This window comes from Pseudorhizobium tarimense, assembly GCF_022968135.1.
Lineage (GTDB): Bacteria > Pseudomonadota > Alphaproteobacteria > Rhizobiales > Rhizobiaceae > Neorhizobium > Neorhizobium tarimense.
On the sequence record NZ_JALJRA010000020.1, the window covers coordinates 56,223 to 77,985 of the forward strand.

A 21,763-nucleotide genomic window follows, 5' to 3' on the forward strand; every position below is an offset into this window, starting at 1 on the left:
GGCGTAACAGTTCGTCAGAGTTAAGAGTGAGAAGAACATGTTTTCCAATCCCGTCAGACCATCCGTTTCAGGCGCTATACGGACGTGCCGCTCGGCCTTTGTGGGCATCTTCATCGTCAGCGCAGTGCTCAACGTGCTGATGCTGACGGGTCCCATCTTCATGCTTCAGGTCTATGACCGCGTCTTGGCGAGCGGCAGCGTTCCCACGCTTCTCGTTCTCTCGGCGATCACGATCGGCCTCTATGGCCTCAGCGGCATCCTGGACATCCTGAGGTCAAAGGCGCTGCTGAGGGTCAGCATGCGCGTCTATACGAGTCTTACAAACCCGGTTTTGCGGGCCAACATCCGGCTGCCCGTGATGCTGGGGGGCAAGAGCGCAGGTCTCCACCCGAACCGCGATCTCGACACCATACGACGATTTCTCGGTTCACCTGGGCCGTCATCAATCTTCGATTTGCCTTTCATGCCCTTTTACTTCCTGTTGATCTTCGTGATGCACAGCGCCCTTGGCTTTCTGGCGCTTGCCGGTGGAGCCGTGATCTTCCTGCTGGTGGTCTTCAACGAGTATTCGTCGCGGACGACCACGAAGGAGGTCGGCCAAACGACCGCGGCCCAGTCGAAGGTCATGGAGACGGCCCGCAGGAATGCCGAGGTGGTTGGAGCCATGGGGATGACGGGCCGGCTGTCGCAGCGATATGGTGAGCTCGTCACACCCTATTTTTATGCGCAGCAGCAGGCCACCGACCGCAGCAACTTCTATTCCTCGACCATCAAGCTCCTGCGGATGATGCTGCAGTCGGCGATGCTTGGGCTAGGGGCCTATCTTGCGATCCGGCAGGAGATCTCCGGCGGCGTGATGATCGCCTCGTCTATTATCATGGCGCGTGCCCTGTCGCCGATCGAACAGGCTGTCTCACACTGGCCCTCCTTCGTGGCGAGCCGGCAGGCGATGGGAAGGCTCAATCAGGTTCTGTTGCAATGCGACGTCGATCGTGGCCTCCAGGGACTTCCGCTTCCCAAAGGCGATCTGTCGATCGAGGAGATGGCCACCAGCGCTCCGGCAGAGCCTGTAGTGCTGTTGCAAGACGTGGCTTTGACGCTGAAGGCTGGCGACGGGCTCGGTGTCATCGGTGGCTCCGGCTCGGGCAAGACGAGCTTTGCACGGGCACTAGTTGGCGTCTGGCCGGTGCTAAAGGGAGCGATCCGGCTGGATGGCTCAACCATTGATCAATGGACGGAAGACGAGCGCGGACGTTTTATTGGTTACCTACCTCAAGACGTGGAGCTTTTCGATGGTACGGTCGCTGATAACATCGCCCGATTTGATAAAGATGCGGATGTCGTATCCATCGTCGCTGCGGCCAAACTTGCAGGTGTCCACAATCTGGTAGCGGGTCTTCCTGACGGCTACAATACGATGATCGGCGACGGTGGCGCCAGATTGTCTGCAGGACAGCGGCAGAGGATCGGTTTGGCGCGTGCTCTCTACGGTAACCCGTTCCTGATCGTGCTGGACGAACCCAATTCCAACCTGGACGTGGAAGGGGAACAGGCGCTAAGCCGCGCCATCCTAGAGGTTCGCCAACGGGGCGGCATCGTCGTGGTCGTGGCGCATCGAAGCAGCGCACTGTTGTCCGTAAACAAGCTGCTGATCATCCAGGGTGGCCGACAGGTCGCGTTTGGAGACAAGGATCAGCTGCTGACGAATGTCTCTATCCTCAACGGATCCATGCAGTCGGGAAAGGCACTAGCCAATGCAGTATGATGCCCTGGATCAAGTTATCAGCCGGTCAATCCGACGGCAGATCATTCTCTCCCTCACCGTTGCTGGAGTTTTCCTCGGCGGCTTTGCCGCAGCAGCCAATTGGGCGGAGATCAACGGCGCGGTCATGTCGAGTGGCAAGATCATCGTCCTCGGTCGCGCCAAACAGGTCGAGCACGCCGACGGTGGCATCATCGCCGACATCGTCGTTTCTGAGGGAGACAAGGTCGAGGCCGGTCAGCTTCTGTTCCGGCTTGACGGAACCATGGCGCAGGCCAATCTCGGAATCATCGAAAATCAGCTCCTGCAACTGCTGGCACAGGAATCGCGGCTTCTTGCGGAGCAGGCCAATCGCGCCGATATCGAAGTGCCGGAGGATTTTGGGTCCGTTCCCGAAGAACGTCGCGCGCTTCTGATCGAAGCTCAGAAGGAGCTGATGGCGGCAAGAGCAGCGACGAAAGCAAGTCAGAAGGCGCAGCTGACAAAACAGGTGGCGCAGTTCGAGGAGCAGGTTTCAGCGCTTGAGGCTCAAAGAAAAGCGGTGGAGGACAACATCGCCCTCGTGGACGATCAGTTGAGCCGCTACACCTCACTTAACGACCGTGGCCTAATCATGCACTCGCAGTTGATTGCGATCCAGCGGGAAAGAGCATCCCTAGGCGGGAGTCAGGCTGCCCTGACAGCGGAAATTATCGAGACCCAACAGGCCAGAACGCAGGCGGAATTGAAGCTGGCGCAGATTGACGAGGCATTCTATGAGAGTGTCCTCACGGAACTCGACCTAAAGCGCTCCGAAATCGCCAAACTTTCCGAGGAACGCATCGCAGCGCAGGACAAGATCCGGCGCCTGGACATCCGTGCGCCGATGACCGGCTCTCTTCACGAGCTTAACATCCATACGATCGGCAGCGTTGCTGCGCCGGGTGAGACCCTGGTAAGCATCATCCCAGACGATGACGAGCTCATCGTGGAAGCTAAGCTTTCACCCACCGACATCGATCAGGTTCACAGTGGCCAGAACGCACGTATTCGCCTCACCAGCCTCAGTCAGCGGGTCACGCCTGAGCTGTCGGCGAGCGTCATCGATATCTCCGCTGATCTCACACATGATCAGCAGACAAATACGTCCTACTACCTGGCCCGGCTGCGCATCCCTGATAACGAGCTGGACAAGGTCGGGAAGGAAATCTTGAAACCGGGCATGCCTGCAGAGGTCTTCGTACAGACGGAATCACGTTCAATCCTGTCCTATCTCATCAAACCCATCACCGATCAGATCACGCATGCGATGCGAGAGGCCTAGAATTGCTCGGCCGGAACATAACAGAGCAGGGGAGTATTCATGTTGCGCAGCGATTTAGGTGCAGGTTCGGAAATATTTGACCACGACGTTCAAGCAATAGCAGCCAGCCTCAATGACGTGGCGCCCGTCGAAGCTGGTGCTGGTCTTCTTTCGGGGCAGCCAGATGCTTTAGAAAACAGGCCACCAGTCATCCTCCACCGGCGCGCATCACACGGGCTGCAGTCAAGACTGAGCGATGAGCGAAAGCCTTGGCCAGTCGATGGCGAGTATGGGCGGCGTGTGATTGAGCAGAGATTAGACCGCCTGGACGCTCGCCTGGATGACATCGCCCGCTCGGTTGAGTTCAGTGAAGCCTTCTTGAGCCTGAAGCTTAAGCAGCAGCTTGAAGAAACCATGGTCATGGCGGCTGCGGCGACAGGTGGAGGACGAACGTCAGCGTCACGTGGCGGTTTGGGATTTGCTATCCTGCTGGTCTGCACAGTAGGCTTGGCAGCGCTTCTCGGAGCGGAGGTTTATGGCGACGCAACCAGCCAAGCCGCTGGATGGGCAACGGAACGGCTGGCACCGCTATTTGCTCTTGTTTGGCAGAGTCTGACAGGCTGAATAGCCCCTAGATTTGTAGACGCCTTCTTTCCTAAAACTGAGGCAAGGAGGCCTGTGGCAAGCCTAATCTTGAGTTCCACCTAGTCGCGGCAACTTGATGCTGGCTATCGTGGACGTCGGCCTCGGCTGTGGCCATTGAGAAGATGTAGCGCACCGAGAATGATCAAAAGTGGCCCAAAAACGTCAAGATCCCAGCGGTGCGAATGTTTTGCGCAACGGACGGGCGGGGATCGGAATTGCGACGTTGCATAAGGGACCTCTAGCGCGTGTACGGGAACCGAGACCGCGGCAAAGGGCAATCTCGTGGGCGTTCCAGGCATGCGCCAGCCTCAGAAAGACAATGCCATGGTCTGGAATGAAGCGCCAGCTTCATTTTCCATCAAGGTTAACGCCGTCCACAAGCCAGAACACCGCTCGGGCAGGGGACATAGCCGCGCTTTCGCTTCTGACGCAGGAGCGCAAGAAACGATGATAGTGCTTGCTTTTCGTCTTCGAAGACGTCGATCCGCTGTTGCCCGCGGGTTCCGGTACGCCCCCACTCACGGATCAGCGATACGTTCCCGAACAGAGTGTGTTGGATGGAGAGCGCATAAAAGCGCGACATGTTCTTGCGGCGGTCGATGCGTCGGATGTGAACGTGGTAGACGTGATAGCTCATGCCATCAGAGTCTCACGGAGGATCGACAGCGGTCCAACGAGAGTTTTGAATCAAACAGCGTCCACCGATTCACGCAGTGAATGAGTGGACGTCGCGGTCACCCGTCGATCTGGCGGGGCGACCTTGATCGCCATGTTTTGCCAACGGATCCAAGAGGATTGCGAGAGGCTCTCTCCACGCAGCCTCCGTCTGATGATGGAAACCTGCACGGTTCACCCACTCAGCAAGTGTCGAACGTGTTCACGTCTCTCTCCTTACTGGGAGCAGTGGCCGGGCCAGAGCGTTGGCCTAGACCAAAGTACTAACACTTCTGCCAGTAGATCATTCTCGCGTTCTGCACGAACCTCTCCGAAACAAATCGGAGAACGCTGATGCACGTAGCGACGGCCGCAAGCAAATGCCCGAGAGAAGATGAGGCGCAGCACCTGCTCAGCGACCGAGTGCTGCACAAGGCGGGGCTGCATCAAACTGTCGTTCGCAGGGGAGCTCTGTGCCAATGACCCCGTCAAAATCGTCGGACCGTCTGATCCGCAAGCTAAGCGCCGCCTTGGGCACCGCAGTCTGCGATGCTCTTAACGACAGCGAGGTCGTGGAGATCATGCTCAATCCGGACGGAAAACTGTTCCTGGAGCGACTGGGCGAGAGGATCACTCTCATCGGCGATTTGAGCGCTGAAGCCGCGGAAGTTGCCATCGGTGCCGTTGCGCATGCCCTTGGCGCTTATGCTGACCGGGGCCACCCGATCGTCTCAGGTGAGCTGCCACTGGCGGGGCGCTATCGGTTTGAAGGTCTCCTTCCGCCGGTCGTCTCCTCTCCAAGCTTTTCTATACGCCGCCACCTGACGCGCGTGCTTTCGTTGGACGACTATGTCGTTGCTAGCATTCTGACACCCGCTCAAGCTCAGACCATTCGTGAGGCCGTGCAGACACGCCGCAACATCATTGTGTCCGGCGGCACCGGCTCCGGCAAGACCACTCTTGCCACTACAATCATCGGGGAGATGATCCGACACTCTCCGCAAGATCGCCTCGTCATGTTGGAGGATACGCCCGAGATTCAGTGCTCCGCCGCCAACATCGTCTCGCTGCGCACCAGTGCGGCGATCGACATGTCGAAGCTTCTGAGGAGTGCCCTTAGACTCCGCCCTGACCGGATCGTGGTGGGCGAGGTGCGCGATGGCGCAGCCTTGAGCCTGTTGAAGGCCTGGAATACCGGCCATCCGGGTGGCGTCGCGACAGTCCATTCCAACACCGCGAGATCGACCCTACAGCGACTCGAGCAGCTGACGGGGGAGGTCAGCCAGCAGCCGATGTGCGCCATCATCGGGGAAGCGGTCGATGTGGTCATCTCGATTGAGAGGACGGCAAAGGGCCGCCGGATCAGCGAGATCCTTCAGGTCACTCGATTTGCCGGCGGCGAATACCAATGCGCATCATATGGGGAGATACGTCATGCGGCCTAAGAGAAAGATCAGCCAGATCGTCAGCAGCGCAGCGTTCGTCGGCGTTGCCGCACGTCCGGCCATGGCAAGCTCCGGTGGCAGCCTGCCATGGGAGGGGCCGTTGGAGCAGATCCAGCAATCCATCACCGGACCCGTGGCAGGCTATATCGCGCTTGCCGCTGTTGCGGTTGCCGGAGCCATGCTGATCTTTGGGGGCGAGCTCAACGATTTCGCACGCCGGCTCGTCTACGTGGTTCTCGTAGCGGGCATACTGCTGGGCGCCACGACCATCGTCGGGCTCTTTGGATCCACGGGCGCCTCGATTGGCGATGTTCATTTCGAGCCCGTGCCGCGGTTGACGACGTGGGTGGGGCAGGACGATGGCTGAGGGCCTGACTCTGCAGCGGACGCCATTCAACAAGGCAATTCATCGTCCAAGCCTTCTGTTAGGGGCAGACCGTGAACTGGTTCTGGCGACTGGCCTGGCGGCGGCCATTCTCGTGTTCGTCGTGCTGACCGTCTATTCCGTCCTCCTCGGAATTGGCTTGTGGACACTTGTCACCGCGATTTTGCGCCTGATGGCCAAGAGAGATCCGATGACGCGCCAAATCTATCTCAGGCACATCTACTATCGCGCTGCCTACAGAGCGACGAGCAGCCCCTGGCGCGATCGCTGAAGGAAGGTCTACCATGGCATCACTTGCAAACGTCCGGTCTCGCAATCCGTCTTTCGCCGATTTAGTCCCCTATGCCGCTCTGGTTGATGACGGCGTGATGCTCCTTAAGGACGGGAGTCTAATGGCCGGCTGGTACTATGCCGGTCCAGATACCGAAAGCGCCACAGATCAGGAGCGCAACGACCTGTCACGGCAGATCAACGCGATCCTTGTACGGCTGGGGAGCGGTTGGATGCTTCAGGTCGAAGCAGTGCGGACACCAACAAACGCCTATCCGGCCGAAAGCGACTGCTTCTTTGCAGACCCTGTCAGCCGGGCGATCGACGCGGAGCGTCGGGGACAGTTTGAGCGTCAGGAGCGTCATTTCGAAAGCAAGCATGCGGTGTTGTTGACGCACCGCCCGCCCGAGCCGAAGCACGCCGCGTTGGCGCGCTATATGTATTCCGACCGATCTAACCGGAATGGTTCTTTTGCCGATACCGCATTGGCAGCCTTCAATGAGGCCAGTCGGGAGCTCGAACAGTATCTGGCCAACACGCTGTCTCTCCAGCGCATGAGGACCCACACCATCGTAGAGGAGGGCGCCCTTCGTCCTGAACGATTTGACGATCTCTTGCAGTTCATCCGCTTTTGTATCACGGGCGAAAACCATCCCGTGCGGCTTCCCGACGTCCCGATGTATCTGGACTGGGTAACGACCGCAGAACTGCAGCATGGTCTCACACCGACTATCGAGAACCGCCACGTTGCTCTCGTGGCAATCGATGGATTTCCTGCTGAAAGCTGGCCCGGCATCCTCAATCGGCTCGACCAGATGCCGATCGCCTACCGCTGGTCTTCCCGCTTCATCTTTCTTGACGCTCTGGAGGCAAGACAGCGTCTGGAACGAGCGCGCAAGAAATGGCAGCAGAAGGTCAGGCCCTTTTTTGATCAGGTGTTTCAAACCAATTCTGCATCGATCGACCAGGACGCAATGGCTATGGTCGTCGATGCGGAAGATGCCATCGCGCTGGCGGCATCACAGCTCGTCGCCTATGGCTATTATACGTCAGTGATCGTTCTGTTCGATCGCGAACGTGCCACCCTGCAAGACAAGGCCGAACTCGTTCGAAGGATGGTTCAGGCCGAAGGATTTGGTGCGCGCATCGAGAGCTTGAACGCCACCGATGCCTATCTGGGGAGTCTCCCTGGAAACTGGTATTCAAATGTTCGGGCCCCGTTGATCAGCACGCGCAATCTTGCCGACCTGATGCCGCTCAACTCGATATGGGCCGGACGACCGACTGCGCCTTGCCCATTTTACCCGCCCCAGTCGCCGCCTCTGATGCAGGTGGCCAGCGGATCCACGCCTTTCCGGCTGAACCTGCATGTGGATGACGTTGGGCACACGCTGATTTTCGGTCCGACAGGGTCTGGTAAGTCGACGCTGCTCGCGCTCATCGCCGCACAATTTGGTCGGTATGAGGGGGCTAGGATCTTTGCCTTCGACAAGGGGCGTTCACTGTTTCCGATCACCGCTGCCACCGGTGGCAACCACTTCGAACTTGGCGACGACCCAGACGGTCAACCGCCGGAACTGTCGTTCTGCCCACTTGCCGATCTTGCAAGCGAAGGTGACAGGGCCTGGGCGGCGCAATGGCTGGAAACTCTGATCGTTCTGCAGGGCCTCAGTGTCACGCCTGAACACCGTTATGCGATTGCTCGGCAAGTCGACTTGATGGTGAAGGCGCAGGGGAGGTCACTCTCAGATTTTGTCTCCGGCGTGCAAAACCGTGAGATCAAGGATGCGCTTTATCCCTACACGGTAGACGGGGCGCTCGGTCATCTTCTGGATGCGGAAGACGACCGGTTGTCGCTTGGCGATTTCCAAACGTTTGAAGTTGGCGAGCTGATGAACCTGGGGGAGCGGGTTTTGGTCCCAGTTCTGTCTTATCTTTTTCGGCGCGTCGAGAAGGAGTTGGATGGCAAGCCAAGCCTGATCCTGCTCGACGAAGCCTGGGTTATGCTGGGGCACCCGGTGTTTCGCGACAAGATCCGAGAATGGCTGAAGGTGCTGCGAAAGGCGAACTGCGCTGTCGTCCTTGCCACGCAGTCGCTTTCTGATGCCGAGCGTTCGGGCATCATGGATGTTCTGAAGGAATCCTGCCCGACCAAGATCTGTCTGCCGAACGGGGCTGCGCGGGAACCTGGAACTCGGGCCTTCTATGAGCGCCTCGGCTTCAACGACCGCCAGATCGAGATCGTGGCGAGCGCTTCGCCGAAACGCCAGTATTACGTATCCAGTCCGGAAGGGCGGAGACTGTTCGAGATGGGGCTTGGCCCCGTTGCCCTCAGCTTTGCGGGCATGTCTGGAGCAGAGGATCTTAGACAAATCAGACAGTTGAAGGCTCAGCATGGTGCGCTGTGGCCTGTCCTGTGGCTTCGGCAAAAAGGAGGTACGGATGCGGTTTCGTGGCTTCAGAATCTTGAGGATCCCCGCAGTAATGGTTGCGCTGGCGCTCACCATTGATCGGCCCTCTACGGCCCATGCCGGCGCTGCAACGGGCGCGGCGACGGAGTGGACACAACTGCTCAACAACAGCGAGTTGGTCACTCTTGTCGGCCAATCGAGCGAGCAGGTCCGAAATCAGCTGACCCAGATTACGCAGCTCGCGGAGCAAATCCAGAACCAGATGATGATCTACCAGAACATGCTCCAGAATACGGCTCGGCTCCCCCACCAGGTTTGGGGGCAGGCGGAAAGCGATCTGAGACGTTTGCGTGATTTGGTGGCGGAGGGGCAGGGTATTGCGTTCTCCATGGGGCATGCCGACGATCTGTTGCGTCAGCGCTTTGCCAGCTTTTCGGACATTGAAACGAGCTTGGCAGGCGGGGAGGATTTCTCTTCGGCCTATCGCTCCTGGTCCGACACCAATCGAGACACCATTACGGGCACGTTGAGAGCCGCCAGCCTAACCGCGGATCACTTCGACAGCGAAGAGCAGACGATGAAGGAGCTGCGCACAATGTCGGAGACGGCAGATGGGCAGATGAAGGCTCTTCAGGTTGGCCATCAGCTTGCTGCGCAGCAGGTGGCACAAATGCAAAAGCTGCGTGGCTTGGTTTCGCAGCAGATGGTGATGGTCGGAACTTGGCTACAGACGCGACAGACGGAGAAAGATCTAGCGCAGACGAGACGGCAGCGTTTTTTCGCACCACTTGGCCGCGGCATCCCTGCAGGACAGAAAATGGAGCCCCGCTGGTGACAACGGAACCGCTCGCTGCCTTGAAGGCCCGTCTTTTGCTCAATGACAACCCGGATTGGGTGCGCTCGAGAGGCCGATCTTCTGCCGCCTCTCTATGGGTTGCTATTGCAGCCGTTCTGATTGCGACGCCAGCGCTTGCCCAGCAAGGTCGGATCCTGACCGAACTGGAAAATCAGGTCTTCGCAGCGGCGCGGGAGTGGGAAACGAACGTCGGCGAGGCCGCCCGCTCCCTGTTCTGGATACTTGCGGCCATCGAAATCGGTGTTGCGGCGGTTTGGCTCGCCTTGCAGGCCGCCTCCATCGAGAGCTGGTTTGCGGAGCTGGTGCGTCGCATCATGTTCGTTGGCTTTTTCGCCTTTGTCCTTGACCAGGGACCGCGCTTTGCCAAGGCTGTCGTCGACAGTCTGTTTCAGTTGGGCGCGACTGGTGGATCCGCATCACCTGCGGAGATCTTTGACGCCGGCCTGGAAGTTGCAGCAAAACTATCCAGTCAAGTGCAGTTCGGCCTCTTCGAAGACAACATCTCCGCCATTGCCGCCGCCTTCGCGATGATGGTTGTCGTCGTCTGCTTTTCGCTGGTTGCCGCTATCTTCGTTTCGATCATGGTGGAGATGTATCTTGGGCTTCTAGCCGGCATGATCATGCTTGGCCTCGGCGGCTCGTCGTATACCAAGGACTTCGCCGTCCGCTACCTCGTCTATGCTTTCAGCGTCGGCCTGAAGCTGATGGCACTGGTGATGATCGCCAAGATCGGCTCGGACGTCCTGGTCGGCCTCTCTGACACACCGGTTACAGCCGAACAGCAGTATATGACGAGCTTGGCGGTCGCGGGCATTGCCGTAGTCGTTTTCATGATTTCGATCTACGTCCCGAACATCATGCAAGGTGTCGTTCAGGGTGCATCGGTATCGGGGGGCATGGAGGTCATTCGCCATGGTGGCCAGGCGGCAGCTTTCGGGCTCGGGGCCATGGCTCTTGCGGGTTCTGCAGTCAGCGCAGCCTTTGCGGCCGCGCGCACTGCACGAGCCGAAGGCGCCTCCCTTACGGGTGCTGCTTTGAAGGGTGCAGGTGCAGGGATCGGTGCGGCAGGGTCGGCGGTCATGTCGGCCGCCACGGACAAAGCCATTGGGGCGCCGGGAGCTTATGGTAGTTCGCTCCTGGGGCTCGCCAATGCCAAGCTCAACGGTCAACGACCCTCGGCGACCCCCCCGCCCCATCAGAACGACACGCTTTGACAAGGAGGCTCTATGTCGGATCTTTCCCCCGAGAACCCTTATCTCGCCGCGCGCCAGGAGTGGACGGAACGCTACGGTTCCTATGTCAAAGCAGCGGCTGCGTGGCGTCTCATGGGATCGCTCGCGATGGTCATGGCAATCATTGGCTTCAGCTACGCCCTCTATCTCAGCAGCCGGGTTCGCTTCGTTCCTTACATCGTGGAAGTCGACAAGCTCGGAAATGCCGTGACGGCCGGGTTTCCCCAGCAGCTGGAATATGCCGATCCGCGTGTCGTGCGCGCGACCCTTGGCGGCTTCATCACAAGCTTCAGAAGTGTCACGCCCGATGCGGTTGTCCAGAAGAGTTACATCGACCGGACCTATGCTTTGCTGCGTGCAGCAGACCCCAGCACCGAAAAGATCAATGCCTGGTTTCGCAACAACTCGCCGTTTGAAGCGGCGCGTCGGGCGACAGTCTCGGTTGAAGTCAACAACATCGTCGCGCTGTCTGAGCAAACGTATCAGATCGACTGGACGGAGTATGAACGCGACCGCAAGGGCAGAGAGATCGCGACGCGGCGGTTTCGCGGGATTGCAACCGTGTCGTTGGCTCCGCCGCAGGACGAAGCCACCATTCGCGTCAATCCGATCGGGCTTTATCTGCGGGATTTCGAATGGACTGCGCAATTGTGAAGAAAAACGGGGAGCAAAACAGATGCGTGAGGTTGGATGGTTTGGATTTATTGGCTGGGCCGCATCCGCGCTCGTCGGGCCGATGGCACAGGCGCAGACGATGTCGACCACAGACGCAAAGGCAACCCGGCTTTCCGATGATTGGCGCGCGGCACCGGCGATCGTTACACGTGGGCCGGATGGCAAGGTGATGTTTTTGTACGGGCAAGCTCAGCCTTCGGTCGTCTGCTCGCCTCTCCAGGTGTGCGACATTGAGCTTGAGGACGGGGAAATCGTGCGCGACGTCCTGATCGGCGATACCGTCCGCTGGAAGGTAGAGCCGGCCACCTCCGGTGCAGCCAGCGAGCAGAGCGTCCATCTGGTCGTCAAGCCGGCGGAAGCTGGGCTTTTGACGTCCATGATCGTCACCACCTCACGGCGTACTTATCACATCCAGCTGAAATCACACCCGACCCAGTATATGGCGCGCATCGGCTTCGAATATCCACGCGAAGTGTCGCGCGACCTGGAGAGGATAAACGACCGCTTGGATCAGGGGGTGCTAGAGGCGAATGCGCCGGAGCGGCTCGATTTTTCCTACACCCTCTCAGGACGAGCTCGCTGGAAGCCGAGCCGCGTCTATTCCGATGGAGCGAAGACCTACATCCATTTTCCCCGCGCAATCTCTGGGCAGGATGCACCGGTGCTGTTCGTTGTCTCAGGGGGCGAGAACCGGATCGTCAATTACCGCATGAAGAACGGCGTGATGATCGCCGACTATGTGGTCGACAAGGCGCTTCTTGTTTCGGGGACAGGGTGGCGCCAGCAGAAGATCACCATTCGAAGGAGAGGATAAGATGCGCCAATGCTTGTCCCTGATGCTGATCGCGGTCACGCTGTCGGCATGCCAGACCGACGGTGGTAGTTCCGCAAAAGCACCTCCGATAATGTCGGCCACGTACAGCTTCGTGGCAGACGACATGGTCAAGAAGCTGGTTGTCCGTTCGGCCTTTGAAGGTCCAACCACGCTTGCGGTGCGAGGCGATAATCCGGAATTCACGGAGGCGCTGCAGGCAAGCCTCGGCCGGCAGGGATATCCCGTCGAAAACAGCAGCGGAGATGGAGGCGACGCTAAAGCAGAGACCATCAATTACGCGATCGAGGCGGGGGAGGGGAACGTCCTGGTCTGGCTGTCGACGCCAAGAGTTATCTTGAGCCGCATCTACAAAGAGACAGAAACTGGGCCCATCGCTGCCAGTCCCTTCTCCGCTTCGCTCAAGAGCGGGGATGGGCAATGACCCAGTCCCTTCACCTTGGACCTTCGCCGGGCGCGCAGGGGAGCAGCATTCGACGGCTCAACAAACTGCCGCTCGTCTTGGCGGTGGCGCTTTCCCTTGTCTTCGCTGCCGTCGTGGTGATCGGATTGTCACTGCGGGGATCACCTATGGAGCGCAGTGCCGCCATCGACGACGCTTCTGAGGCACCGGCGACTAGCTTCGGTGATCGGTTAAAAAGGGGCGTGTCCGATGGGATCATCGCGGAGCCGGACGACCGGCAGCCACTCCCCGCTCTTCCGGCAGGTGTCATCGAACCCCCTGCCGTCCCGCAACCGGAGCCGCAGGTCGTTGAGTCACCGGCCCCACGGCGAACCTCATTGGAAGAGGAAGATGAGTGGTTGAAGCGCTTGCAGCGTGAGCAGGACGAACAATACATTCGGGAGCGCCATCGCCAGGACATGGCCCGTCTTCAGGCTCGCTCAGTTGCGCTTGATTCACCTTTGAAGGTGGACGTCTCTCCGCTTTCCGAGCGTGTTCAACAGGCACGGGTACCCGCTGATGAGGATCAAGGGTCCTCAGCAACGAGCCCGCACGCTCTCTATGCAGGCGCCATCGAGGCCGGGCTCACGGAGACGGCTGCGGACCCAAATCGGCAACGGGATAAGCAAGCCTTCTTCAACAGTGATCTTGTTGAGGCGGGTTATCTGGATCGCCAGGTCACTTCTCCTGTTTCGCGCTACGAGTTGAAGCGGGGCTCGGTCGTACCTGCAACGCTGGTGACAGGCCTCAACTCCGATCTTCCGGGCCGCTTGATTGCGCAGGTGAGCCAGAATGTCTACGACAGCGCAACCGGCAGATATCTGCTCATTCCTCAAGGGGCAAAGTTGTTTGGCCGGTATGATTCCAGCGTGTCCTTCGGTCAACAGCGCGTGCTGGTTATTTGGACCGACCTGATCTTGCCCAACGGTGTGTCACTCCAGATCGGTGGCATGGCCGGAACCGATTCTGCCGGCAATAGCGGCTTTTACGACAAGGTCGATCGGCACTACCTGCGTACCTTTGGCTCTGCTGCCTTGGTGGCGCTGATAGGGACGGGAATAGACCTGTCTCTACCGGAAAGCTTCAGCCGAGCTAATCAGGACACGGCCTCCGATGCGGCGCGGCGTAATTTCGCCGAAAGCTTCGGTCGAGTCGCCACACAAACGATATCCAAAACCTCAACGTCCAACCCACGCTCCGCATTCGTCCAGGCTATCGTTTTAACGTCCTGGTCGACCAGGACATCATTTTCCCGTCCGCGTATCCTTCGAGATGAGAATGCCGCTATTGCCTTACGCGAGCTTCTTGTCGGACCGCTTCATGGAAGTCGCCGATCGCTTTGGAATGCTCGCCTCCGGCTCCAGCGGCCTGCAAGGCGAATGGCCGAAGGTCTCAATGACGCAGGCGAATGACGGGCTCTATTATCCCGACAGCTTCGTGACCGACGATGAAGCCGTGCGCCACGTCATCGTCAAGCTAGTACGCAGCAACGAGCCGGTAGACCGCCTGATTCTCGAAGGCGAAGCCCTTTATTCGCGGATCGCTCAAGAGATCGGTTTAGATGTCAGCGAAACATCAACCTATGTCGAAGGCGTCCTGATCATTCCCCGTTTCGATCGAAAGAAGAGAGAAGGCGGCGGAACCATCCGGCTGGGCCAGGAAAGCCTGGTGTCCGCGATCGGCGTTGCCGATTTCGGTCATATCGGTACGCATGAGGTCTATATCGATGTTCTGCGTCAGTATTCGACCAATCCCTTCGCGGACATTGTCGAATACCTGAAGCGCGATATTGCCAACCTCGCGCTTGGCAATCCTGACAATCACGGCCGAAATTCCGCTCTCAGCAAGCGTCAGGACGGTACGATCCGTCTGTCTCCACTTTTTGATTTCGCACCGATGCGGCTCGCCAAAGAGGGGGTTGTTCGCTCTACCCGCTGGGCATGATGCGTGACGAAGGTCGCGACCATCTTCCCGATTGGAAACGCATTTGCAGCGAACTGATGTCCGATCCCGCTGAGCACAAAGCGCTCGTGTCTGAGCTTTCCGCGCTTGCTGAATATCTGCGGCAAAAACCGAAGATGGCGAAAGATATGGGAGGGTCTCCCGAAGTTCTAGAACGTGCAATGGGGCGCTGTATCGCTATTGCGGACACCGTATTCGCGGGGTGTCAATGATGGAGAAGGACCGCTAAATGGCGAGATGGAAGAAACCTACAAAAGAGGAAATCGTGGAAAACCGGCGAGCACTTGCGGAGCGTGCTCGAACTGGCGACTTGAGGCTGCCTGCTGCTCTGGCGGCTGGCGGAGATTCGCAAGGGTTTAGGAATGACGCAAGAGGAGTTCGCGAGACGTTGTCCCTTACGAGGCGCCAAGTCGCAGAGATAGAGGCCGGCACAGCGAATCCGACCCTCGAAACAATGGAAAAGATAGGTCGGTTATTCGGCTTTGTTGTGGGATTTGTACCGAGAACGCCTGAATTCAAGCGCGTATAGCTGTCCGTTTCGCGCCCAATAAGGCGAACCAGCCTTAAGCTCGATGAACATATCTTCGGCTGCCGCCTCCCTGGAGCAAGAGCCTCACGGGGAGGCCAGGAATCCCCTCACTTTTGCAGTGGGTTTGCGCATTCACTCGCGTTGAACTGCGGCGCGGTCCGCTCAAAAATCTCCTCCGTGGCTATTGATCGGAGCTCGCCCTTCGCGGGCGCTGGTTTTTCTCCAAGGAGGTGCAGAATGGACGAGTGGTTCGAACATCTAACGGAACAAGTTATCTTGGCGACTGACGACGACAAAGTTCGAATTAGCCTGCAAAGGCTTACCCGCAAAGCGGGGTTCGAGGCCTTTGCCTATGTTGATCTCCAGCCGCATGCAATAGTGGCAATCTCCAATTACCCGCAGGAATGGCAGGAACAATACCTCAGGCTTTCCTATCGGCTCGTTGATCCCATACTGCGCGACGCGAAGCGCCACATGAAGGCTTTTTCCTGGTCCAACACACTCTACCGGAGAGCAGATCGCGCGACCCGCGGATTTTGCGCTCAAGCGTGTGACTTCGGCATCCGATCCGGCCTCTCCATCCCAATTCGAACTGGCTTTGGCACGATGGCAATGCTTACGCTAGCCTCAAGCTCAGAGGCAGGTGTGGCAGACGAAGAGATCAACCCGGTTTTCGCTGCAGCGGCAGTGGGACAGCTCCACATGCGCCTGACGAACCTTCGTCAGCTGCGCAAGCCATCGCACAACGTCCGCTTAAAGATTGAGGAACTCACGTGCCTGCGCTGGTCGGCCGAGGGCAAATCGATGAGAGCTATTGCTGTCATTCAGAAGACAACGTACGCGAACGTCCGTTTCTATCTAGGAAATGCCAAATTTGCGCTTGGAGCAGCGACGTTGCCGCAGGCGACAGCAAGGGCGACGGCTTGGGGGATCATCTGAACAATCACTACCTTCGTCGTTGGCCCACACTTAACCTTCATTCAGCCGTCCGCCTCGATCAGCTGTTGAAAGAAATGACGAGAGGCAGATCGAAGAGTCGTGCCCAGGCCTCGATGCTTGCAGCCTGGATGCCGATGATCGACGTTCCGGTCGTCCACCAGCCGTTTCCAACCGCGACGATGGCATCAGGGCGGTTAAAAACCGACTGCAGAATCGGCCAGACGACAATCATCTCATAGCAGATCAAGGGGGCGATCATGACATCGCCGACGGGGACGACGGGGTTCGCAAAGAAGTGAGCGCGGGCGCCTCCGTCCTGTCCTGTCCCGCCTCGCCATGGTTGCCACATTGAACCAGGCACAGGCATGCGCTCCCGGTAAAGAACCTCGTTGCCTTCTGGCGATATCTTCACAAGCACGTTGTCATAACCGGTCTCGTCGATGACTGCTGCCCCCGCGATGACGGTGATACCGGTGCCAACAAGGGTTATGTGCCATAGCTGCGCGACCGTCGGCGTCCAAAAGCCGAGCGCACTCTCCGGAAGGACTATCGTCGATGCGGGCCTATAGCCGCGCACAATGTCGATCAGCTCCTCTTGACGCTGGAGGCTCAGGTCGCGCCCCAAAGAAGCCCCTAGGTGAAGATCAACGCCTTCCCAGGATGACGGTAGCTTTGGCGTCGTCCAGTTCGCGGCCGACCAGATCCACATGCCGATCATGGCAATGGCTGCAAACGCCCGATGGCGCGTCGTCATGACGCCTAAGGCGGCAGCCATCGCAACAAGCCCGCACCATCCCCAAGCTGCGAAGAGCACACCCGCTGCGGTGATCGGATGTGCCCAGCCCGTGATCCCGAAAGGTGGCAGGGCCGTCGCGATCAAGAGGATCATATAGCGGAGGCAGCGTCCCAACCCGTCATGATCTGCCCATAACATCGCATGGAGGGCGACAAAGGCAGTCGATGCAATTGCCCACAGCAGGATGCCTGGCCAGATCTCTGACCCATAGAAATTCGCCACACCCTGTGGCAAACCACGCGAGGCCGAGAGGAAATAGGCTGCAGAGACCGCCAGTGCCTGCCAGCGCGTCCGCGCCAGCGACCAAAAACCTGGAAATGCGGCGGCGGTCGGAAGAAGCAGAACATGGCCGCTCCAACCGATCCACCCGGTCATTCCCGAGGCGGTCACAAGCAAGGCGGTGCGCAAAAGATCACGGTGCATAGGTCCAGACCTCTCGCGCCAGGCCCAGGATACCATCGACGGGAAGAGGCCCAAAATATCGGGAGTCGAAGGAGCCGGGAAAGTCGGAGTGTAGATAGACGGTGCGGCGCGGAACGATGCCGCCTTCATAAGGCGTCATCTCACGCCCCTGACCATCGAAGCGGGAAATCCGAGAGTGAGGCAAAGATCTTCCATCGATGTGCACCTCGTCGTCGATCTCGATCATCTGGCCTGATGTTGCCGCCACGGCCTTGATCAGCGGAGCGGCGCCGCCTGCGCAAAGCCCAACGCGCAGATAACCCCTTTCGCGTGCAATTCGCATTTCTTTTGTCTGCGGTGGGCAAATGAAGATGAGATCGCCCACGCGAGCTGGGCGATCGAGTTCGGTAATGCGCCAGAGCCCCAGGGGTTTGCTCGGAGTGAGATTAACCCTGAAGCCGGAAAAGCCCATCAGCGTGATGAGGCCAAGCATTAGAGTGCCGGCGCTACTGATCCGATAGAACCAGACAATGCCGGTGGAACGTCGGCCCCCTCCGACACGAAGGCGCATCATCATCGGATGCCGAGCCCCTCGGTTTTCGCCTGACGTAACGCTTCGGCCTGGTTCGACGCCGCGACGGTGCGCTCATGGGCGGATAGCTGCTGCACCGTACGCATCTTACTCCAGGCTTGAGCCACCTCGCGCTTCTGCTTGGCGTTCATGCCGGCAGTAACTCTCATAAAGGCTTCGCCGGTAGCGTCGCTCGCGGCGAGCGATAAGAAGGTTCGTTCGCCAAACCGTTCGCAGACCGCCTTCGCAAAACCATCAAGCTCTATCTTGACGCTTGTATCGGCGCTGGCATGTTCCAGCGCTACAGCGAAGTCTTTGCGATCGATCGCGTCACGGATACTTTCAACGATCTGCCTGGCAGCGGCAGAGAGGGCAGGGATGTCCCGGGCGGCCTGCTTGCGGCTAGCAACCTCCGTTGCATGCTGGCGGCGTGCGGTCTCGCCACGCTGACGCAGATAGTCGTCTATGCTGTCGGCAAGCGGCGCGACATTGCGTAGCGCACGATCGCGATCGGATCTAGCTGCGCGGTTGGCAAAAAAACCTGACTTGCCCTTGAGCGCGCCGAATGACTCGGGCGCCGTCGCAATCGTTGCTATCGTCCTCTTCGCAATCGACTGATCGCTCAACATCGCATCGACGTCTACGGCCTTCAACGCAGCTTGCGGCCGGGCATAGACATGGTGGAAGCGCAACAAGACCTCCTCCCATTGCTTCTTTAGCGAGGGATCGGAAGCGATCTTCTCCTCAACGGCTTGGTCGATCGACTTTGAATAGGTGGTGATGCCGGAGATCATTGGCTTTGCCTCATCGGGGTCGGCGGGCTTGGCAGGATGCGTGAGAAGGCCAATTCTGGCGCCAATGACGGTGAGCCTCGCAGCGAAGTCAGTAAGTCGCTGCTTCTGCCGAACCGTCCATTGGAGGCGATCTCGCGCTACGGTGCGTGCAACATTAACCAGATGAAGTCCGCGCGCTTCGGCAAAGCTGAGCGCTTGGGCATAGATGTTCCCGCCAGCGTAATCGAGGGTCGCTTCCTTAGCGTTTCTGCGCGACAGGATCTGCAACAGCCCGCCCGCCATGGCAAACGATCGGCGGCCGTAATAGACGCTGAGATCTTCACGATGCCGAGTCATCGCGACATAGGTCAGATGACGATCCATAGACAGAGAGGCCAGCACCTTGACGCGGTCAACGGTGGCGCCTTGGGCCTTATGGATGGTCGTGGCATAGCCGTGATCGACACTGTTGTAGAAGCGCTGCTCGACCAAGACTTGTCGGCGATGACCGCCGTCGCTGATTTGAGCAACAAGACGACCGGATGCTGCTTCGACCACTCTTGCAAGCATCCCGTTCTTGACGCCGAGGGAGGTCTCGTTCTTGAGAAAGACGATCTGATCGCCGGCGGCAAAGCTTCTGAGGCCGTCAGCCGTATCGAAGCTCGATCCGGTTTCAATGACGCCACGCTCGATAAGCTTGCTGCGCGCCAATTCATTGAGCATGCGGACATCGCGACGAAGATGCGCCAGGATCAAAGTGGACTTAGTCGGATCGTAGTCTAGCTTCCAATCAAGGTTGAGGTTGGAGATCGCATCTGCTTTCAGCTCTGCGGCAATGATCTTACCATTCTCACGATACGCCTCGAGAGCCTTGTCCAAAGTGCCGCGGGCAAGGTTGAGCGACGCGTCGCGCATCCATTGCTGGCGTTGTCTATAGATGGTTTGAAGTTCGGCATAGCCGATACGATCGGCGATAGCGCGGAACGCGGCGCCAGCCTCGATTGGCTGCAATTGCTCCGGATCGCCGATGAGGATGAGCTTCGCGCCAGACCGGACGACGACGTCCAACAACAGCGCCATCTGCCGAGACGATACCATACCAGCCTCGTCGAGCACGAAGATTGTCTTATCGTCTAGCTGCGCGCGACCTTGAGCCCAGCGCAGTTCCCAAGAGGCAAGTGTGCGTGCGCCGATTCCCGCCTCCTTCTGAAGACCTGCGGCAGCCTTGCCGGCAAGGGCGCCGCCGACAACACGATATCCGGCGGCTTCCCACGCCTCTCGCGCAGCTTTCATCATCGTGGTTTTACCGGCACCGGCACGGCCGATGACGGCTGTGATCCCTCCGTTAGATGTCACATGCTCGATTGCCGTCTTCTGCTCGGCCGAAAGCCGATCGTGATACGTGAGAACGCGCTTTAGCACCGGCTCCCGGACCATATGCGATGATCGTCGGGAGAGCCAAATTGCGCGGTTTGCCATCTGGGCTTCTAGCTTAATCAACTCGCGCGTCGTGTATTTTTCCGGCACCCGGGCACCGGTCACCAGATCAAGACGCGCGTGATCAAGACGGAGGGTTTCGGGGCTTTGCAGGATGCGGGCCATCAAGCTTTGGAAGAGGGGTGCATCATCGATATATCGGTGGAGGATCTTTGCGACATCGCGTTCGTCGAAGACGCTTCTTTCGCGTGTGATCAGGTCAAGCACGATCTCTGGCCTGCTCAATATCCTGCGGACATTCTCCCTGCGTCTTTCCTCCTGCAGCGCGAACCGTTCCAGAGCAGCTCTTGCATCATGGTCCCGCGCCTTTCGGTCGATCGCCTTCACTCCGACACCAAGATGGATTGTCGGAGTGATTTCAATGCCCTGCTTCTCAAAGGAGCGCCCATCGATCCTGCTATCAAAACCGGCGAGCGCCATATGCCGGTTTTGGCAAGCAAACCAGCCATCGCGGAGCGCATTGAAGTCATCAAGCCCGCCGGCCCAAAGCTCGTAGCGGATCTTGCCCCTGTCATCGCGGAGAGGCTCGCCATCGGCTCCACGGATTGCGAACTTTTTGGAGCCAAACCCGCCCTCGGTGAGCGGCCGCAATGTCGTCATCAGGTGGATATGCGGATTGCCAGGAGCGTCATGAAGGACCCAATCCGCCACCATGCCCTTGGCTGTAATATGCTGCGCCACGAAGTCCCGCACGAGCTCGATGTTCTGCTCGGTGGAGAGCTCGATTGGAAGGGCGATGGTCATGTCCTTGGCAAGTTGAGCATCCGACCGCTTCTCGAAATCCTCGACCTCGTTCCAGAAGACGTCCGCAGCGCCTGACACAGAGCGATTACCAATCATCGACTGCAACCAGTCCGGCGCATTCGATGGGATGGCGAATTCTTCATGCAGCAGCCCTTGCTTGCGGCTGTAGTCGATCGTTCGCGCTTCCCGCTGGTACTCCATCTTTGCACAATGCCGGTACGCCGCCGAAAGGACGGCGCTTCGACCGGCTCCGCGCGCAACGATGCTGACTGAAAAGTGCGGGACGGCCATTGTGGCAGGATCTCCCTCCGATGAACGAATTCAACAGGTTCGGCAGGAACGGAGGCTGCAACGGCAGTCAGGAGCAGGACGTCGCATCAGCGACGTATAATTGCGCCCTTCGGATCCGCTCCTTCGGAACGGAAGGGATCATGTTCGAAAACGTAGACTTCGCCTACTCGCATTTGTGTCAGTAGATCGGCACCGCAATTTGAGAGACTGTACTGACGTGAATTTTAACGAGCGACAACAGAGGACAATTCCGGAGATGAAAAAACCCTCATTCAAAATCCGCGCAGAAATTGACCTGCCACTGAACTTTCATCCAGCGGCAGTTAGAGTCTCGACCGTTTCTGTTACGCCGTTTGGCGCGGGTTGAG

The 21,763-nt window shown here is 58.6% G+C and carries 18 protein-coding genes and 2 pseudogenes; 16 read left to right on the top strand and 4 right to left on the bottom strand.

From position 1 onward, the window contains the following. The first annotated feature begins 37 nt into the window (after positions 1–37). Genes MUU54_RS20535 through MUU54_RS20545 form a run of 3 tightly spaced genes read left to right on the top strand, consistent with a single transcriptional unit; the run spans position 38 to position 3,668 of the window. Positions 38–1,765: a type I secretion system permease/ATPase gene (locus tag MUU54_RS20535; protein ID WP_247245829.1), complete on the top strand. Its 1,728-nt coding sequence runs from the start codon at positions 38–40 to the stop codon at positions 1,763–1,765. Next, a complete protein-coding gene (locus tag MUU54_RS20540) occupies positions 1,755–3,065 on the top strand; it encodes an HlyD family type I secretion periplasmic adaptor subunit (protein ID WP_247245830.1) in 1,311 nt (436 codons plus the stop codon). The genes MUU54_RS20535 and MUU54_RS20540 overlap by 11 nt, the downstream gene beginning before the upstream one ends. A 39-nt stretch (positions 3,066–3,104) precedes the next feature. Next, positions 3,105–3,668, top strand: coding sequence for a hypothetical protein (locus MUU54_RS20545; RefSeq protein ID WP_247245831.1), 564 nt, complete (start codon positions 3,105–3,107; stop codon positions 3,666–3,668). A gap of 385 nt (positions 3,669–4,053) precedes the next feature. On the opposite strand, the gene MUU54_RS20550 is transcribed toward MUU54_RS20545, so the two are convergent. Continuing rightward, positions 4,054–4,326 (bottom strand): WGR domain-containing protein, encoded by a 273-nt coding sequence (locus MUU54_RS20550; protein WP_247245832.1) that lies wholly within the window; start codon positions 4,324–4,326, stop codon positions 4,054–4,056. Between the two features lie 496 nt (positions 4,327–4,822). Between MUU54_RS20550 and trbB the strand changes: the two genes are divergently transcribed. The 13 genes and pseudogenes from trbB to MUU54_RS20615 all read left to right on the top strand — a co-directional run bounded on the left by trbB (position 4,823) and on the right by MUU54_RS20615 (position 16,321). Then, positions 4,823–5,788 (top strand): P-type conjugative transfer ATPase TrbB, encoded by a 966-nt coding sequence (gene trbB, locus MUU54_RS20555; protein ID WP_247245833.1) that lies wholly within the window; start codon positions 4,823–4,825, stop codon positions 5,786–5,788. Continuing rightward, a complete protein-coding gene (locus MUU54_RS20560) occupies positions 5,778–6,155 on the top strand; it encodes a TrbC/VirB2 family protein (RefSeq protein WP_247245834.1) in 378 nt (125 codons plus the stop codon). The genes trbB and MUU54_RS20560 overlap by 11 nt, the downstream gene beginning before the upstream one ends. Continuing rightward, positions 6,148–6,444: a conjugal transfer protein TrbD gene (locus tag MUU54_RS20565; RefSeq protein ID WP_247245835.1), complete on the top strand. Its 297-nt coding sequence runs from the start codon at positions 6,148–6,150 to the stop codon at positions 6,442–6,444. The genes MUU54_RS20560 and MUU54_RS20565 overlap by 8 nt, the downstream gene beginning before the upstream one ends. 13 nt (positions 6,445–6,457) lie before the next feature. Beyond that, positions 6,458–8,953 (top strand): conjugal transfer protein TrbE, encoded by a 2,496-nt coding sequence (locus tag MUU54_RS20570; protein WP_247245836.1) that lies wholly within the window; start codon positions 6,458–6,460, stop codon positions 8,951–8,953. Further along, positions 8,928–9,689, top strand: coding sequence for a P-type conjugative transfer protein TrbJ (gene trbJ / locus MUU54_RS20575; protein WP_247245837.1), 762 nt, complete (start codon positions 8,928–8,930; stop codon positions 9,687–9,689). The genes MUU54_RS20570 and trbJ overlap by 26 nt, the downstream gene beginning before the upstream one ends. Positions 9,690–9,748: 59 nt before the next feature. Next, positions 9,749–10,924, top strand: a complete 1,176-nt coding sequence (trbL, locus tag MUU54_RS20580; RefSeq protein ID WP_312038856.1) for a P-type conjugative transfer protein TrbL — start codon at positions 9,749–9,751, stop codon at positions 10,922–10,924. A 12-nt stretch (positions 10,925–10,936) separates the two neighbouring features. Next, a complete protein-coding gene (gene trbF, locus MUU54_RS20585; protein ID WP_247245838.1) occupies positions 10,937–11,596 on the top strand; it encodes a conjugal transfer protein TrbF in 660 nt (219 codons plus the stop codon). Between the two features lie 22 nt (positions 11,597–11,618). Beyond that, positions 11,619–12,431 (top strand): P-type conjugative transfer protein TrbG, encoded by an 813-nt coding sequence (trbG, locus tag MUU54_RS20590; protein ID WP_376742224.1) that lies wholly within the window; start codon positions 11,619–11,621, stop codon positions 12,429–12,431. A 1-nt stretch (position 12,432) separates the two neighbouring features. Next, positions 12,433–12,873, top strand: a complete 441-nt coding sequence (locus MUU54_RS20595; RefSeq protein ID WP_247245839.1) for a conjugal transfer lipoprotein TrbH — start codon at positions 12,433–12,435, stop codon at positions 12,871–12,873. Then, a pseudogene (trbI, locus tag MUU54_RS20600) lies at positions 12,870–14,167 on the top strand (IncP-type conjugal transfer protein TrbI). The gene MUU54_RS20595 and the pseudogene trbI overlap by 4 nt, the downstream one beginning before the upstream one ends. 119 nt (positions 14,168–14,286) lie before the next feature. After that, on the top strand, positions 14,287–14,835 hold the full coding sequence (locus MUU54_RS20605; RefSeq protein WP_247245846.1) for a HipA domain-containing protein: 549 nt from the start codon (positions 14,287–14,289) through the stop codon (positions 14,833–14,835). Between the two features lie 247 nt (positions 14,836–15,082). Beyond that, positions 15,083–15,382: pseudogene (locus MUU54_RS20610) on the top strand (helix-turn-helix transcriptional regulator). 141 nt (positions 15,383–15,523) lie between these two features. Further along, the gene (locus tag MUU54_RS20615; protein WP_247245840.1) at positions 15,524–16,321 is read left to right on the top strand and encodes an autoinducer binding domain-containing protein; all 798 of its coding nucleotides are present in this window, start codon (positions 15,524–15,526) and stop codon (positions 16,319–16,321) included. A gap of 58 nt (positions 16,322–16,379) precedes the next feature. Here the strand turns inward: MUU54_RS20615 and MUU54_RS20620 are convergent, their stop codons facing one another. The 3 genes from MUU54_RS20620 to traA are packed head-to-tail and all read right to left on the bottom strand — an operon-like array spanning position 16,380 to position 21,395. Beyond that, positions 16,380–17,540, bottom strand: a complete 1,161-nt coding sequence (locus tag MUU54_RS20620; RefSeq protein ID WP_247245841.1) for a conjugal transfer protein TraB — start codon at positions 17,538–17,540, stop codon at positions 16,380–16,382. After that, positions 17,530–18,096 (bottom strand): conjugative transfer signal peptidase TraF, encoded by a 567-nt coding sequence (traF, locus tag MUU54_RS20625; protein ID WP_376742225.1) that lies wholly within the window; start codon positions 18,094–18,096, stop codon positions 17,530–17,532. Before traF ends, MUU54_RS20620 begins: the two co-directional genes overlap by 11 nt. Further along, the gene (gene traA / locus MUU54_RS20630; RefSeq protein ID WP_247245842.1) at positions 18,093–21,395 is read right to left on the bottom strand and encodes a Ti-type conjugative transfer relaxase TraA; all 3,303 of its coding nucleotides are present in this window, start codon (positions 21,393–21,395) and stop codon (positions 18,093–18,095) included. The genes traF and traA overlap by 4 nt, the downstream gene beginning before the upstream one ends. Positions 21,396–21,763 lie beyond the last annotated feature (368 nt).

Bases quoted from the DNA above. Each gene is read 5' to 3' on its own strand.
- MUU54_RS20535 (WP_247245829.1), top strand. From the start codon at position 38: ATGTTTTCCAATCCCGTCAGACCATCCGTTTCAGGCGCTATACGGACG.
- MUU54_RS20540 (WP_247245830.1), top strand. From the start codon at position 1,755: ATGCAGTATGATGCCCTGGATCAAGTTATCAGCCGGTCAATCCGACGG.
- MUU54_RS20545 (WP_247245831.1), top strand. From the start codon at position 3,105: ATGTTGCGCAGCGATTTAGGTGCAGGTTCGGAAATATTTGACCACGAC.
- MUU54_RS20550 (WP_247245832.1), bottom strand. From the start codon at position 4,326: ATGAGCTATCACGTCTACCACGTTCACATCCGACGCATCGACCGCCGC.
- trbB (WP_247245833.1), top strand. From the start codon at position 4,823: ATGACCCCGTCAAAATCGTCGGACCGTCTGATCCGCAAGCTAAGCGCC.
- MUU54_RS20560 (WP_247245834.1), top strand. From the start codon at position 5,778: ATGCGGCCTAAGAGAAAGATCAGCCAGATCGTCAGCAGCGCAGCGTTC.
- MUU54_RS20565 (WP_247245835.1), top strand. From the start codon at position 6,148: ATGGCTGAGGGCCTGACTCTGCAGCGGACGCCATTCAACAAGGCAATT.
- MUU54_RS20570 (WP_247245836.1), top strand. From the start codon at position 6,458: ATGGCATCACTTGCAAACGTCCGGTCTCGCAATCCGTCTTTCGCCGAT.
- trbJ (WP_247245837.1), top strand. From the start codon at position 8,928: ATGGTTGCGCTGGCGCTCACCATTGATCGGCCCTCTACGGCCCATGCC.
- trbF (WP_247245838.1), top strand. From the start codon at position 10,937: ATGTCGGATCTTTCCCCCGAGAACCCTTATCTCGCCGCGCGCCAGGAG.
- trbG (WP_376742224.1), top strand. From the start codon at position 11,619: ATGCGTGAGGTTGGATGGTTTGGATTTATTGGCTGGGCCGCATCCGCG.
- MUU54_RS20595 (WP_247245839.1), top strand. From the start codon at position 12,433: ATGCGCCAATGCTTGTCCCTGATGCTGATCGCGGTCACGCTGTCGGCA.
- MUU54_RS20605 (WP_247245846.1), top strand. From the start codon at position 14,287: ATGACGCAGGCGAATGACGGGCTCTATTATCCCGACAGCTTCGTGACC.
- MUU54_RS20620 (WP_247245841.1), bottom strand. From the start codon at position 17,540: ATGCACCGTGATCTTTTGCGCACCGCCTTGCTTGTGACCGCCTCGGGA.
- traF (WP_376742225.1), bottom strand. From the start codon at position 18,096: ATGATGATGCGCCTTCGTGTCGGAGGGGGCCGACGTTCCACCGGCATT.
- traA (WP_247245842.1), bottom strand. From the start codon at position 21,395: ATGGCCGTCCCGCACTTTTCAGTCAGCATCGTTGCGCGCGGAGCCGGT.